Genomic DNA, 15,147 nt, shown 5'->3' with positions numbered 1-15,147 from the left:
TTGCGGCAACGGAAGTGCCTGCGGGAATTTTGCCCCGCATTTGCTTTCCCTCTTCGCTGCCCCCGTTTATGAACAAACCCTTACGCGCGGCCCGCCTCGTAGCAGGCATTTTGTTTGGAATACGGCCCGCCGCCCAGGCCCAGACCACGCCCGGCGGCGTGGGCGTGGGCACGGCCACGCCCCACGCCTCGGCCGCGCTCGACGTGACTTCCTCCACCAAAGGCCTGTTGCCGCCACGCCTGAGCCAGGCCCAGCGCGACGCCATCAGCGGCCCCGCGGCGGGCCTGACCGTTTACAACACCGATTCAGGCAAGCTCAACACTTGGAACGGCTTCTTCTGGACCGAAGCCGTGAACGGGCTGCCCCCCGGCGCCACTGCCCCGCAGGTGCTGTCCTTTGGCTACACGGGCGCCCCCCGAACCTGGACCGTGCCGCCCGGCGTCACGAGCGTGCAGGTGGACATGGCCGGGGCCCGCGGCCGCACCATCGACAACTGCTCCAACTGCTACCGGGGCGGGGCGGGCGGCCGGGTGCAGGCCACGCTGGCCGTCACCCCTGGCCAGGTGCTCACCATCGTGGTGGGCGGCGACCGAGGCTACATCACCACTTCGCTGTATCAGGACGGCGGCTACAACGGCGGCGGGCGCGGCTCCGAGCCCGGCGGCGGGGCCACCGACATCCGCATCGGCGGCACGGCCCTCACCGACCGGGTGCTGGTGGCGGGCGGCGGCGGCGGCTCGGGCTTCTATGCCCGGGGCGGGCCCGGCGGCGGCCTCACGGGCGGCACCGGCCTGCTGCCCAGCGCCGGCAACCCCACCGGCGTGCCCGGCACGGGCGGCACCCAAACGGCCGGCGGGGCCGACGGCACGCCGCCGGCGCAGTTTTGCTATTGCAGCTCCATCCCGGCCACGCTGGGCCTGGGCGCCAGCATGGACGGCGACGGGGCCAGCCACGGCGCGGCGGGCGGCGGGGGCGGCTACTACGGCGGCGGCGCCAGCTACGGCAACGCGGGTGCGGGCGGCGGCAGCTCCTATGCCGACCCCGCCAAAACCAGCAACGTGGTGCACACGCAGGGCTACCGCAACGGCGCCGGCTACGTCACGCTCTCCTTCACCTTTCAGCCCGAGGCGCCGGTTATCAGCCTCAACAACGCCACCACCTCGCAGGCGGCGGGCAGCGTCATTTTCAGCGATGGCAGCAAGCTGGCGGGCAATTCGGGTCAGTTCTTTTGGAATAATTCGGCCGCGCGCCTGGGCATTGGCACCAACAGCCCGCAGGCCGCGCTGCACGTAGCCGGCAACGCCCGCTTTGAGGCCCTGGCCGGCGGCGGCGCCCGCATGCTCACCACCGACAACGCCGGCAACCTGGCTGCCCAGGCCCTGCCCACCGACGCCCAGCAGCTCAGCATCAACGGCCTGACGCTGAGTTTGACGGGCGGCAACTCGGTGAGCCTGCCCGCCGGGGCCGACAACCTGGGCAACCACACCGCCACCCAAAACCTGAACCTGGGCACCAACCAGCTGCTGGGCAACGGCAGCAGCCAGGGCCTGGGCGTGAGCAGCATCGGCGGCCTGCTGCTGCCCGGCGGCGTGATTCAGCGCGGCGGGGCGGCCATCACCGGCACCACCGACCTGGGTCTGTACTCGCGCCTGAGCGGCAACTTCATGCGCCTGGTGACCAATGCGGCCCCAATTCGCTTCTATTCCGATGACAACTTCGGCACCACGCCCAACGTGAGTTTCGAGAGCAACGGCGACGTGGGCATCGGCACCGGCAACAACACGCCCGCCAACCGCCTCGACGTGCAGAGCGTGGCCCGCAGCGGCACCCACGGCGCGGGCCGGACGCTGTACGTGACCGGCGACTTCAGTGAGGCCAGTAACGGGGCGGAATTCCGCCACTCCAACGGCACCCAGGGCGTGGGCATCGGCTACAACTCGCTCTACGCCGCCGGCTCCAACGCCGACCAGCCCCTGAACCTGATGCCCAAAGGCAGCGGCGGCGTGGGCATTGGGACGACGACGCCGGGCGCGCTGCTCGACGTGAACGGCAACGCAGCGGTGCGCGGCAACCTGGGTTTCGGGGCCAGCACCCGCCAGATGATTAATTTGTGGGATGCCACCTACGGCATTGGCATCCAGAGCGGCACGCAGTACTTCCGCACCGGCGAGGCCTTTGCCTGGTACACCGGCGGCGTGCACAACGACAACCAATTTAACGCCGGCGGCGGGGGCACCATGCAGATGATGCTCAAGAACGGCCGCCTGGGCATCGGCTCGGGCTTTAGCAACGCGGCCCTGCCCAACGGCCCGTTGGAAATCCGCCAAAACAGCCCCTACATGGTGGTGCATTCGCCCAACAACGCCTGGGCTTCCTTTGGCCTGGACGCGGGCGACGGGTTCAAACTCAAGCTCAACGACGGGCCCGACTTCGCCGGCACCAACTACATCACCTTCAGCGGCACCAACGTGGGCATCGGCACCACGGCGCCGGCCTTCCCGCTGGATGTGCAGCGCAGCCTGACGCCCGCCAACTTCAACTACGGCTACCTCAACGGCAGCGGGGCCACCGGCTACGGCTCCAACAACACCGGCCCGGTCAGCATTCGGGCCACCGGCCGGGTGCTGGCCTCGGAATTCAATGCCACGTCTGACCGCCGCCTGAAAAACGTCATCGGCCGGAGCGACCGGGCGGCGGACCTGGCGTTGCTGAATAAAATCCGCATCACCGACTACACCATGCGCGACCGGGTGCAGTACGGCACCCGTCCCTTCAAAAAAGTCATTGCCCAGGAAGTGGAGGAAATCTTCCCGCAGGCCGTCAACCAGCACAGCGGCTTCCTGCCCGACGTGTACGCCAAGGCGGTTGCCGTACAAAGCGTGGGCGACTCGCTGCTGCGCCTCACGCTGCCGGCCGCGGCCACAGCCACAATTGGCCAACGCGTGAAACTCATTGGCCCGGCCGGCGAGGTAGTGGCCACCGTGGCCCACGCTTCGGCCAGCAACACGCTGGTGGTGCGCGGGGCGCGGCAGCTGGCCGGCCAGCCGGTGTTCGTCTTCGGCCTGGAGCACGCCGACGTGCGCACCGTCGACTACGAAGCCCTGGCCATGCTCAACGTCAGCGCCACCCAGGAGCTGGCCCGCCAGCTCGCCGAGTTGCAGCAGCAAAACGCAGCATTGAAACAGCAGAACACCGCCCTGCAAACATCGCAGTCCGCCGACCACGCCCGGCTTGAAAGGCTGGAAGCCCAGGCCGCGCAGTCGGCCGAGCTGGCCCAGCGCCTCAAGGCCCTGGAAAACCTGCTCGGTACCCGCGCCGAGGCCCGCTAGAGGTCAAAGAGCAAAGAGCTGAAAAGGCCGGCTTCGTGCGAAGCCGGCCTTTTTGAATAGTCCTCAAATGAGGTACAAGCTTGGTTTGCGGGCCGGTGGCCTGCCGTCGGAGCTTTGCCTCACGCCCCCGAAACTCATCTGCAAACAGCCTTTTCATTTATGAACCAAACTATACGCCGTGCCTTGCTAGGGGCTGCCCTCATCCTTGGCGGGCACCAAGCCGCCCAGGCCCAGACCGGGGGCGTGGGCATTGGCACGGCCACGCCCGACGGCTCGGCCCTGCTCGACCTTACTTCCGGCAGCAAGGGCCTGCTGGCCCCGCGCCTGAGCACGGCCCAGCGGCAGGCCATCAGCAGCCCGGCCAAGGGCCTGCTGGTGTACCAGACCGACGCCTCGGCGGGCTTCTACTATTTCGATGGGGTGAACTGGATTCAGCTGCCCAGCGGGCTGGTGCCCAATGCCCTGGGCGTGGTGCCCACGGGCACGGCGGCGCAGTACGACAACAACGCCGTGGTGAGCACCGTGGCCGGCGCCGGGCAGGGCTTCCAGGACGGCCCCAGCACGGCGGCGCAGTTCAACCTGCCCCGGCAGGTGGCCCTGGACGCGGCGGGCGTGCTCTACGTGGCCGACCAAGTCAACAGCCGAATCCGCAAAATACTGCCCGACGGCACCGTGAGCACGCTGGCCGGCTCCGGGGCCAGCGGCGCGCAGGACGGGCCGGGCGCGTCGGCTTCGTTCAACCAGCCCTACGGCGTGGCCGTGGATGCTGGCGGCGTGGTGTACGTGGCGGACATCGCCGGGAGCCGCGTCCGCAAAGTGCTGCCCGACGGCACGGTGAGCACCCTGGCGCTGACGGGCAGCGCGGGCGGGCCCGCGGCCGTGGCCGTGGATGCCAGCGGCGTGGTGTACGCCGTGGCCGGCAACCAGGTCCTGAAAATACTGCCCAACGGCACCGTGAGCACCCTGGCCGGCTCGGGCACGGCGGGCTACCAGGACGGGGCGGGCGCGGGCGCGCTTTTTAACACGCCGAGCGGCATTGCCGTGGACGCGGCGGGGGTGCTGTACGTGGCCGACGGGCGCAACCACCGCATTCGCAAGGTGTTGCCCAATGGCACGGTGAGCACCCTGGCCGGCTCGGGCACGGCCGGCAACCAGGACGGGCCGGGCGCCACGGCGCAATTCAACACGCCCGTGAGCGTGGCAGTGGACGCGGCGGGGGCGGTCTACGTGGGGTCGCTCACCGGCGGCCGCATCCGCAAGGTGCTGCCCGATGGCACCGTGAGCACCCTGGCCGGCAACACCAACGGCTACCAGGACGGCCCCGCGGCCACGGCCCGGTTCGGGTACGTGTCGGGCGTGGCCGTGGACCCCAGCGGGGGACTGCTCTACCTCAGCGACACGAACGTCAACGCCATCCGCAAGGTGGCGCGCGGGCTGCTGGCCAACGCAGTGCCCGCCATCGGCAACCAGCAGCTCAGCCTCGCGGGCCAGACGCTGAGTTTGAGCGGCGGCAACTCGGTGACGCTGCCCAACGGCGCCGACAATCTGGGCAACCACACCGCCACCCAGAACCTGAACCTGAACGGCAACCAGCTCGTGGGAGTGGGTCGCCTCGACCTGCTGGCCGGGGCCGACAACAACGGCAGCAACGACCCGGGCGCCGTGGCCTTTCAGTACCGCACCGGCGGCTACCGACACTGGCTGCGCTCGCGCCACGACGACCAGGCCGCCGGCGCGGGCAACAACCTGGATTTCTTTCTCAACAGCTCCACCACTGCGGCCGGCAGCATTGCCCCTGGCGCGGGCAACATTCAGGTGCTGACCCTGCAAAACAACGGCGGCCAAGCCCGCGTGGGCATTGGCACCGCTACCCCCAGCCAAGCGCTGGACGTGGCCGGCAACGTGCAGATTAGCGGCAGCGGCAATGGGCTAAAATTCCCGGACGGCACCACCCAGACCACGGCCCCCCGGCTGACGCTGAGCGGGCAAACGCTGGGCCTTGGCGGAGGCAACACGGTGACGCTGCCGGTGGGGGCCGACAACCTGGGCAACCACACCGCCACCAAGGCGCTGGATTTGAACGGCAACGCGCTGGTGAGCGGTGGCACCACGGGCCTGAGCATCAGCAGCACCGGCAACGTGGGCATTGGCGCTGGCAGCCCCGGCCAGAAGCTGGAAGTGGCGGGGCAGGTGTTCAGCAGCACCGGCGGCTTCCGCTTTCCCGATAATACGGTGCAAACCACGGCCGCCGCGCCCGACAACCTGGGCAACCACACCGCCACCCAGCCCCTGAAGCTGAACGACAACTTTCTGTCGAACAACGGCAACGCGGGGCTGCGCATCGACAACAACGGCCGGGTGGGCGTGGGCACCGTCAGCCCCACGGCGGCCCTGCACGTCACCAATCAGCTGCTGGGCGGTGGCCCCAATGTTGCGGCGCAGGCCACGATAACGGCCTCCTCGACGCTGGCCGGCACCCCCGCAGCGAATGCCATCGACGGCAACACCGGCACGGGCTGGTCGGCCGCCTTAAACCAGCCAATGCCCCAGTGGCTGCAGCTGGACTACGGCGGCCAGCCCCGCGTTATCAGTCGCTACAGCATCTATTTGCGCCGCTCGTTCGCCGCCTCCGGCACCTGGGACCTGCAGGGCAGCAACAACGCCAGTGCCTGGACGACGCTGCACACCGTGGCCGCGGCCCAGCCGGTGGACGTGACCAACAGCTATTCGTTTGCCAACACCACGGCCTACCGCTACTACCGCCTGCTGGTGAAAACGGCCTCCGATGGCTCTGCGCGCAGCGATGTGGAGGTGAATGAATGGGGACTGCTGGACCAGACCGCTCCGGCGGTGGCCCTGCGGGTGGACCCGGGGGCCCTGCAACTGGGCAGCGGTGCCGTGGTGAACACCTTCTCGGCCGATGCCACGCTGGCCGGCAACGCCGATGACGCGGTGCCTACCCAAAAGGCCGTAAAAACCTACGTGGATGCCCACAACCAGACGCTGAGCATCTCGGGCTCCACCATCAGCCTCACCAACGGCGGCAGCGTGACCGTGCCCTCCTCGGCCGACAACCTGGGCAACCACACCGCCACCCAAAACCTGAACCTGAACGGCAACCTGCTCACTGGCGGCGGCAGCCTGGGCCTGCGCATGGACGCCAGTGGCAACGCGAACTTCGGCACCACCACCCGGCAGATGCTGAACCTGTGGGACACCAACTACGGCATCGGTATTCAGGACAACACGCAGTACTTCCGCTCCGCTGATTCGTTTGCCTGGTTCACGGGCGGCGTGCACAACAACAGCCAGCTCAATGCCGGCGGCGGCGCCACGCCGATGGTGCTGAAAGCGGGCCAGTTGGGCATCGGCACCTCGGCCCCGGTGGCCGCGCTGGACGTGCCCAATGGCTCGGTGCACCTGCCCGGCGACTCGTGGATTCGCTACTCTGGCGACAACAAAAACTACCTGCGCGGCACCACCATCCTGGCCGACGACGCCCAGGGCGGCCGCGTGGGCATCGGCACGGCCAACCCCGCGTTCCCGCTCGACGTGCAAAGCGCCCCGGTTACGCCCGGCAACTTCGCCTACGGTTTCCTCAACGGCAGCGGTTCGGTGGGCTACAGCGGCAGCAACACGGGCCCGGTGAGCATCCGGGCCACGGGCCGCGTGCTGGCCTCGGAGTTCAACGCCACTTCCGACCGCCGCCTCAAAACCGTCATTGGCTTGTCGAATAACGCGGCCGATTTGGCCTTGCTGAATCAGTTGCGCATCACCGACTACACCATGCGCGACCGGGTGCAGTACGGCACCCGCCGCTTTAAGAAAGTCATCGCCCAGGAAGTGGAAGCGGTGTTTCCGCAGGCCGTCAACCAGCACGCCGGCTTCCTGCCCGACGTGTACGCGCTGGCTACTTCGGCCACGGCCGAAGGCGACTCGCTGCTGCGCCTGACCTTGCCCAAAGCGGCGGCGGCCACGGCTGGCCAGCGAGTTAAGCTCATCGGCCCGGCCGGCGAGGTGACGGGCACCGTGGCCAAAGCGGCTGGCGGCACCCAGTGGCTGGTGCGCGGCGCAGCCCAATTGGCCGGCCAGCAAGTCTTTGTCTTCGGCCTGGAGCACGCCGACGTGCGCACCGTCGACTACGAAGCCCTGGCCATGCTCAACGTGAGCGCCACCCAGGAGCTGGCCCGCCAGCTCGCCGAATTGCAAAAACAGAACGCTGTCCTCAAGGCCGAAGCCGCCGGCAACCGCGCCGAACTGCAGCAGTTCAAGGCCGAGGCGAGCACCCAAACCGCCAACCTCGCCCAACGCCTGCAAGCCCTGGAAAACATGCTGGGCACCAAAGCTTCCGTGAAATGATGCGTACCCTATCCATTCAAACCACTTTGGTGCTGGCCCTGACCGGCGCCACGGCCCACGCCCAGAGCCTCACCAACACCGGCACCCAGCTTACCGTGGAAGCCGGCGCCCTGCTGGCCGTGCCCGGCGCCCTCAATAACCAGACCGGCGCCACGCTCACCACCGGCGGCACGGTGCAGGTAGGTGGCGACTTCACCAACGCGGGCACGGTGGTGCCGGCCAGCGGCAAAGTCGTCCTGAACGGCGCCGCCGACCAGACCCTGACGCCCGGCGGCGCCACCCTGGCCAATGTGGAAGTGCGCAACTCCGGCCCCGCCGGCAACAACCGCGTGCTGCTGCCCGCCGACCTCACCACCAGCCAGCAACTGCTCCTGACCAGTGGCCTGCTGCGCACCGCGCCCGCCGCCACCGCGGTACTGCCCGACGGCGCCACCCTAAGCGGCGAAGCCACCGGCCGCTACGTGCAAGGCAACCTGCGCGTGGAGCGCGCCGCCCTGGCCGGCACCGCGCCGGTAGATTTTGGCAACAGCTTTGTGCTGAACCCCAACGGCAACGCCCTGGGCACCGTGCGCGTGACGCGCACGGCCGGCCTGCAAACGGCGGGCGTGAGCTTCGACGCCAACCCTGGCAACGCCACCCAGCGAAGCATTGACCGCTTCTGGACCGTGGACGCCGACCAGGCCCCGACCACCGCCGTGGAAGCCTCCCTGAGCTGGCTGGCCGACGACGATAACGGCCTCACCTTCGGGCAGGGACAGCTGTACCGCGTGCCGGGCGCCGGTGCGGCCTGGCAAGCGCTGGGCAGCCCGGCCAACGGCGCGGCCCGTAGTCTGGCGGCTACCACCGGCAGTCTCGGTCGCTTCACGGTGAGCACCGCGGCGGCCCCGCTGCCGGTGGAACTGCTGGCCTTCACGGCCGAGCGGCGGGGCGCCGACGGCCTGCTGAAGTGGGCCACGGCCTCGGAGAAAAACAACGACCGGTTTGAGGTGGAAAGCAGCCCCGACGGGCGCACCTACCGCCGCATCGGCACGGTGGCCGGCCAGGGCAGCAGCAGCCAGCGCCACGACTATTCGCTGACGGACCCCAACCTGGCCCGCTACGCCACTGACCGCGTGTACTACCGCCTGCGGCAGGTGGACCGCGACGGCACCGCCCAGTTCTCGCCCGTGCGCACCGTGCAGGTGCCCCTGGAAAGCGGCTTTGCGGTGCAGGCTTACCCGCAGCCTTTCGCCACGGAATTGAATCTGCTGATTCGGACCGACGAAGCCGGGCCGGCTGTCGTTGCCCTGCACGATGCCGTGGGCCGCGCCTTGCTCACGCGCCAGGCCAGCCTGCAGCCGGGCAGTACTGCCGTGGCGCTGCCCGAAGCCGCGGCCTTGCCCGCCGGCGTTTACGTGCTCAGCATCACGCAAAACCACTACCACCGCGCCCTGAAAGTGGTGCGCGAATAGCCCGTTCTCTTGTCATTTCTCACCTCTCTTATGAACAAACCGCTACTCACGCTGACGCTATTGGCTGCCGGCTTCACGGCCGCTGCGCAAACGCCCATCACCATCACGCAGGCCGATTTCCCGGCCGCCGCGGGGGCCGCCGAGCGTTACCAGGACGCCAACCTGCCCGCTTCCGTTTCGGCTACGCCCACCGGCGCCAACCAAGCCTGGGACTACCGCAGCCTCACGCCCAGCGGCCAGGCCTATGCCCTGCCCTACTTGCCCGTGCCGGCCAACTCCAGCATTGCCGGCGCGCAATGGACCCGCGCCCGCACGGCCCCGGTGGGCTTTCTGGCCTACAACATCACCTCGTATTACAGCCTGACGGCCAACGGCCGCATCAGCCTGGGGCGCACCGTGGCGCGGCAGGCCACGTCGCTGCGGGCGCTCACGGGCGGGGCCAACGACTCGGTGGTCATCAACCGCCAAACCATTTCCCTCGGCGCGGGCCTGGTAGACGTGGCGCTGCCCCTCTCCGCGGGCGCCCACTACCGCCGCTCTTTTCGCTACGCCACCACGGGCATCATCACGGTGGCCACGGCGGGGCTGAACCAGGTGCCTTTCCGCCTCGTGAAGCGCGGCACGTACACCGATTCGGTGGCCGGTTGGGGCACGGTGCGGGTGCCGGTGGCGGGCAGCGCCACGGGCTCGTCGGCCATTCCGGTGCTGCAAGTGCGGACGCTGTCGGTGGAGCAGGACAGCGTGTACCTCAACGGGGCGCCGGCGCCGGCCGCGCTGCTGCAGGTGCTGAACATGACGCAGGGCGCCATCACGCAGTACTACCAGGACGACTTCCGGCGCCGGAATTCCATCCAGCCGGTGCTGAGCTTGTACTACGCCACCGCCCAGTTTGGCACGCCCTACACGGCTTCCTACTCCACCGAAAGCACTTTGCTGGCCGTGCGCAACGCCCTGGCTACGGAACTGGGCGGCCTGAGCGCCTACCCCAACCCCGTGGCCCGGGGCCCCCTCACGCTGTGGGCCGGCAACGGCAGCCGCCAGCCCCTGCGCCTGACCGTGCGCGACGTGCTGGGCCGCGCCCTGGCCACCGCCGCGGCCGCCACCGGGCAGCCCACCGCCGTGCTCGACGGCCTGCCTGCCGGCACCTACCTGCTGGAAGCCGAAGGGCCCACCGGTGCCCGCAGCACCCTGCGCGTGGTGCGCGAGTAAGCGGCGACGGCCCGGCCGTTCACGCTTAAGCCCACTTCGTGCAGCGGGGTGGGCTTATTTTTTATTTCAATACAGCAACTGTGCCTTAGCCCGCCTTGTGCAACCCCAGTTGTTGCAACTGCGGAAATTGCGGCTGAGTGTCCTTCACTGCATTGGCGGCTTTGACAAACGACTTTCCCTTGAACAGGTAATAGCGCGCGTACCGGACACTATCCGGCAGGGGCTGCCCGTTGCGCAGCTCCTGGGAGAATAGCCGGGTGTACTTGTTGCAGTAGTCCGTTTTGTAGAAGCGCTGATTGACGGCCAGCAACGGGGTTTCCAAGGGCGCTTGCAGGCTGATTTGGGCCATGTCGTAGTACTCAGCCACCACGTAGAGGCGGTAGCCTTTGCGCTTGCACACGTCCTGCAGACTTTGCAGCGACGCGCAACTCTTGCCGTGACAGTTCGGGCCCCAGATGTAGACCAGGCTGCTGTCGTGGGCCGGCAGGGCGTTGAGCAGGCTCTGCGCGTTCACGGCGTACACCAGCCCGCTGCCGGTAGCCGGGATGGCCTCTCCGGCCGCCACAAACCGGATTTTTTCCTGCTCCGACGGCGACAGCTTCTTGTAGCCGCTATTGAAGCCCGTGATGGTGACGGCGCAGCCCTGCAAGAGCAGCCCCAGTCCAATCATTGGTGCAAAAAGTGCCTTCATGATATAATGATATAAAAAAGACAATGGTTGATGAACGCGTAAGCAAAAGCCTGCCGGTGGCTACCCCCGCGCCAGCACCAGCGCCACCCGGCTGGGCACGTAGAGGCTGAGCTGGTGCTCGTACGTCTCGTAGGCAAACGCCTCGTCGGTCCGGTCGAAGCCGCCGAAACGGCCGTTGTCTGACGACAGCACCACGCGGTACTTGCCTTCCTCCGTCACCCAGAAGCGGTAGTCGGTCAGGCTTTTTTCCACGTGCAGGTTCACGACGAACACCAGCCCGCCGCGCTCGAAGGCCAGCACCTGGTTTTCCTCATCGTGCTTCAACAGAGTGGCCGGGCCGGCGGCCAGCAGGTGCCGGGCTTTGGCCAGCTGAATCATCGCCTTGTCGAAGTTGCCCATTTGATGGAACTTCAGGTCGGGGTTGTCGCCCAGGCTCCACTGGCGGCGGGCGTAGCGGTAGCTCCAGCCGTTGCCCTCGCGGGGGAAATCGACCCATTCCGGGTGCCCGAACTCGTTGCCAATGAAGGTGAGGTAGCCCTCGCCGCCAGCTGAGAGCGTGAGCAGGCGGATGATTTTGTGCAGGGCCAGCGCCCGCGCCGCGCCGGGGTCGCCGTCCACGTTGTGCATGTGGGCGTAAATGGCCGCATCGAACAGCCAGTGGGCAAGGGTTTTGTCGCCCACCAGGGCCTGGTCGTGGCTTTCGGCGTAGGCAATGGTCTTCTCCCCCGCCCGGCGGTTGGTGAGCGTGTGCCAGAGGTCGCCGAGGGGCCAGTGCTCGTCGGGCGTGTGCTTGAGCAGCTTAATCCAGAAGTCCGGGATGCCCATGGCCAGGCGGTAGTCAAAGCCCACCCCGCCTTCTTTAATGGGCCGGCACAGGCCGGGCAGGCCGCTCATGTCCTCGGCCACCAGCAGGCTGCCTTTCTTGAACTCGTGGGCCAGCGTGGTGGCCAGCTGCAGGTACAGAATGGCGTCCTCGTCGGCGGCCGGGCCGAAGTAGTTGTCGTAGCCCACGAAGGCCACGCCCTCGCCGTGGTGGTGGTAGAGCATGCTGGTCACGCCATCGAAGCGGAAGCCGTCGAAATGGTATTCCTCCAGCCAGAAGCGCAGGTTGCTGAGCAGAAACTGCTGCACCTCGGGCCGCCCGTAGTCGAACAGCTTGCTGTCCCAGCCGGGGTGGTTGCCGCGCGCGCCTTTGTGAAAATACAGGTTGCCGGAGCCGTCGAAATCGGCCAGTCCCTCGGCCTCGTTTTTCACGGCGTGCGAGTGCACGATGTCGAGCAGCACCGCAATGCCGCGCCGGTGGGCCTCATTGATGAGAAACTTCAGGTCCTCGGGCGTGCCGAAGCGGGAGCTGGCCGCAAACAGATTGGCCACGTGGTAGCCAAAGGAGCCGTAGTACGGGTGCTCCATCACGGCCATGAGCTGCACGGTGTTGTAGCCGCCGGCCTCGATGCGGGGCAGGACGTTTTCAGCGAATTCGCGGTAGGTGCCCACCCGCTCGTCCTCGGTGGCCATGCCCACGTGGGCTTCGTAAATGAGCGGTTCGGGCACGGCCGTGGCGGTGCGGAACTTCTGGTCGGTCCAGGCAAAGAGCGTTTCCGGGCGCCAGATTTGGCCGGCGAAGTCCTTGGTGTGCTCGTCCTGCACGGCGCGGCGCAGGGTGGCGGGCAGGCGGTCCTTGCCCTGGCCGTGGGCCACCACGTGCACCTTGTAGCGGCTGCCGTGACTCAGGCGCTGGTCATATTCCGCACCGGGCAAAAACGCTTCCCACACCCCAAAATCCAGCTTTTGCAGCGGGTTGGCCTGCCGGTCCCAGCCGTTGAAATCGCCGACCAGAAACAGGGCTTCCGCCCCCGGCGCCCACTCGCGGTACACCCAGCCGCCGCGCCCGGCGTCGTGGTTCAGGCCGAGCTGCTGGTGCGCGGTGGCGTAGTTCAGCAGCGAGCCGTGGTACTGCTCAATTTCGGCCAGCCGGGCCTGCAGGCGCTCCTGGCGGCGGCGCAGCACGGGCTCGTAGGGCGCCAGCCACGCGTCGTTTTTGACGAGGGCCAGCGGGGGCCGGCGCGGGGCTTTGGGGGCGGGCGGAGCGGTGGTTTTCGACTTAGCCATGATGCAGGGAGGGTTTTCGTCAAATGTAGCGCGCCAAAGCTACTGGCCGAGGGCCTGAATGGGCTCGCCGAGGTTTTGGCAAGGCTGGGCCGCAATTTTCCGCGCCTGGTAGCAAGGGCGGCATTATTGCTGTTATTTTGCTTAATGTTGAAACGTCTACTCACTATTTCGCTGGCGCTGCTCATGGCCTGTTCGGCCGAGCGGCCCGTTACGTCTACTTCGCGCGCCTTCGAGGGCTCGCTGGGCACGCCGCCGCCCAAGGCCGCGGCCCCCAAGCTGGCCCGCTACGCCATGGTGGTGTCGGCCCACCCCGAAGCTTCTAAAATCGGCACCCAGATTCTGCAGCGCGGCGGCAATGCCTACGACGCGGCCGTGGCCGTGCAGTTTGCCCTGGCCGTGGTGCTGCCCGCGGCCGGCAACATCGGCGGCGGGGGCTTCCTGCTCTACCGCGACCGCAACGGCTCGGCCGGCTCGCTCGACTTCCGCGAAACGGCCCCCAGCGGCGCCTCGCGCGACATGTACCTGAATGAAAAAGGCGAGCCCGTGACGGCCCTGAGCACGGCCGGCGCGCTGGCCGTGGGCACGCCCGGCACCGTAGCCGGCATGGTCACGCTGCACCGGCAGCTGGGCAAGCTCTCGTGGCCCGCGCTGCTGCAACCGGCCGTGGCCCTGGCCACCAAAGGCTTCGCCCTCACCACCAAAGAAGCCGCCGGCCTCAACCACGCCAAGGCCGATTTTGCCAAATACAACACCCACGGCGCGCCGGCCTACCTGCGCCCCGGCGGCGGCGAGTGGCAGCCCGGCGACACCCTGCGCCTGCCCGAGCTGGCCCGCACCCTCACCCGCATTCGCGACCAGGGCCGCGCCGGCTTCTACAAGGGCGAAACCGCCCGCCTGCTGCTGGCCGAGATGAAGCGCAGCGGGGGCCTCATCAGCCAGGCCGACCTCGACGCCTACCGGGCCAAGTGGCGCGAGCCCCTGCGCGGCCGCTACCGCGACTACGACGTCATCACGATGGCGCCGCCCAGCTCCGGCGGCGTGGCCCTGCTGCAAATGCTGCAAATGCTGGAGCCCGTGGACCTGGCCCAGACCGGCTACCACACGCCCCTGGCCGTGCACTACATCACCGAAGCCGAGCGCCGCGCCTACGCCGACCGCGCCACCTACCTCGGCGACCCGGACTTTGGCCTCGTGCCCACCCACAAGCTGCTCGACGTGGACTACAACAAGCAGCGGGCCGGCTCCATGCGCTCGCGCGGCCGGGCCTCGGCCAGCGCCGACGTGACGGCCGGCGCCAACCTGCCCGGCTACGAAAGCGACCAAACCACCCACTTCAGCATCATCGACGCCCTCGGCAACGCCGTGAGCTGCACCACCACCCTCAACGGCGCCTACGGCAGCAAAGTGGTGGTGCCCGGCGCCGGCTTTTTGCTCAATAATGAAATGGACGACTTCTCGGCCAAAGCCGGTTCGCCCAACTCCTACGGCCTCACCGGCGGCGCGGCCAACGCCATTGCCCCCGGCAAGCGCATGCTCAGCAGCATGACGCCCACCATCCTCACCCGCAACGGCCGCGTGGCCCTCGTGACGGGCACGCCCGGCGGCAGCACCATCATCACCAGCGTGTTGCAGTCCATTCTCGGAATTGTCGATTATGGCTTCAACGCCCAGCAAGTCGTCACGGCCCCGCGCCTGCACCACCAGTGGCTGCCCGACATGCTCTTCGTGGAAGCCGGCGCCCTGCTGCCCGCCGCCCAGGACACCCTGCGCGCCCGCGGCTACCACCCCCAGCCCGAGTTGCCCTGGGGCCGCCTCGACATCATCCACGTGCTGCCCGACGGCACCCTGGAAGGCGGCGCCGACCCGCGCGGCGACGACACGGCGGCGGGGTATTAGCCTGACAGTTGAACAGAGACGACATAAAAAGAACGTCATGTCGAGCTTGTCGAGACATCTCGCGTGCCAGAGTATTCAATTACTGCTGCACGCGAGCGAGATG

The 15,147-nt window shown here is 68.0% G+C and carries 7 protein-coding genes; 5 read left to right on the top strand and 2 right to left on the bottom strand.

The genetic code is table 11. The features are described from left to right. The first annotated feature begins 68 nt into the window (after positions 1–68). From I2H31_RS03615 to I2H31_RS25445, 4 genes are all read left to right on the top strand, one after another. Entirely contained in the window at positions 69–3,329 is a 3,261-nt protein-coding gene (locus I2H31_RS03615; RefSeq protein WP_196291622.1) for a tail fiber domain-containing protein, read from the top strand. Between the two features lie 159 nt (positions 3,330–3,488). Continuing rightward, positions 3,489–7,688: a discoidin domain-containing protein gene (locus I2H31_RS03610; RefSeq protein WP_196291621.1), complete on the top strand. Its 4,200-nt coding sequence runs from the start codon at positions 3,489–3,491 to the stop codon at positions 7,686–7,688. Next, complete coding sequence (locus I2H31_RS03605) at positions 7,685–9,139, top strand: hypothetical protein (RefSeq protein ID WP_196291620.1); 1,455 nt, start codon at positions 7,685–7,687, stop codon at positions 9,137–9,139. The genes I2H31_RS03610 and I2H31_RS03605 overlap by 4 nt, the downstream gene beginning before the upstream one ends. 30 nt (positions 9,140–9,169) lie before the next feature. Continuing rightward, a complete protein-coding gene (locus I2H31_RS25445) occupies positions 9,170–10,348 on the top strand; it encodes a T9SS type A sorting domain-containing protein (protein ID WP_196291619.1) in 1,179 nt (392 codons plus the stop codon). A gap of 85 nt (positions 10,349–10,433) precedes the next feature. On the opposite strand, the gene I2H31_RS03595 is transcribed toward I2H31_RS25445, so the two are convergent. Together I2H31_RS03595 and I2H31_RS03590 are read right to left on the bottom strand one after the other, a co-directional pair. Further along, positions 10,434–11,039, bottom strand: a complete 606-nt coding sequence (locus tag I2H31_RS03595) for a hypothetical protein (protein WP_196291618.1) — start codon at positions 11,037–11,039, stop codon at positions 10,434–10,436. A 60-nt stretch (positions 11,040–11,099) separates the two neighbouring features. After that, on the bottom strand, positions 11,100–13,148 hold the full coding sequence (locus I2H31_RS03590; RefSeq protein ID WP_196291617.1) for an alpha amylase C-terminal domain-containing protein: 2,049 nt from the start codon (positions 13,146–13,148) through the stop codon (positions 11,100–11,102). Between the two features lie 144 nt (positions 13,149–13,292). Here I2H31_RS03590 and ggt point away from each other — a divergent pair, with 144 nt between their 5' ends. Continuing rightward, the gene (gene ggt, locus I2H31_RS03585) at positions 13,293–15,044 is read left to right on the top strand and encodes a gamma-glutamyltransferase (RefSeq protein WP_196291616.1); all 1,752 of its coding nucleotides are present in this window, start codon (positions 13,293–13,295) and stop codon (positions 15,042–15,044) included. The last annotated feature ends 103 nt before the right edge of the window (positions 15,045–15,147 follow it).

This window comes from Hymenobacter ruricola (assembly GCF_015694525.1).
GTDB lineage: Bacteria > Bacteroidota > Bacteroidia > Cytophagales > Hymenobacteraceae > Hymenobacter > Hymenobacter ruricola.
The sequence above is the reverse complement of the archived record's forward strand: the minus strand, read 5'-3'. Positions and strand labels throughout refer to the sequence as shown.

Bases quoted from the DNA above. Each gene is read 5' to 3' on its own strand.
- I2H31_RS03615 (WP_196291622.1), top strand. From the start codon at position 69: ATGAACAAACCCTTACGCGCGGCCCGCCTCGTAGCAGGCATTTTGTTT.
- I2H31_RS03610 (WP_196291621.1), top strand. From the start codon at position 3,489: ATGAACCAAACTATACGCCGTGCCTTGCTAGGGGCTGCCCTCATCCTT.
- I2H31_RS03605 (WP_196291620.1), top strand. From the start codon at position 7,685: ATGATGCGTACCCTATCCATTCAAACCACTTTGGTGCTGGCCCTGACC.
- I2H31_RS25445 (WP_196291619.1), top strand. From the start codon at position 9,170: ATGAACAAACCGCTACTCACGCTGACGCTATTGGCTGCCGGCTTCACG.
- I2H31_RS03595 (WP_196291618.1), bottom strand. From the start codon at position 11,039: ATGAAGGCACTTTTTGCACCAATGATTGGACTGGGGCTGCTCTTGCAG.
- I2H31_RS03590 (WP_196291617.1), bottom strand. From the start codon at position 13,148: ATGGCTAAGTCGAAAACCACCGCTCCGCCCGCCCCCAAAGCCCCGCGC.
- ggt (WP_196291616.1), top strand. From the start codon at position 13,293: ATGTTGAAACGTCTACTCACTATTTCGCTGGCGCTGCTCATGGCCTGT.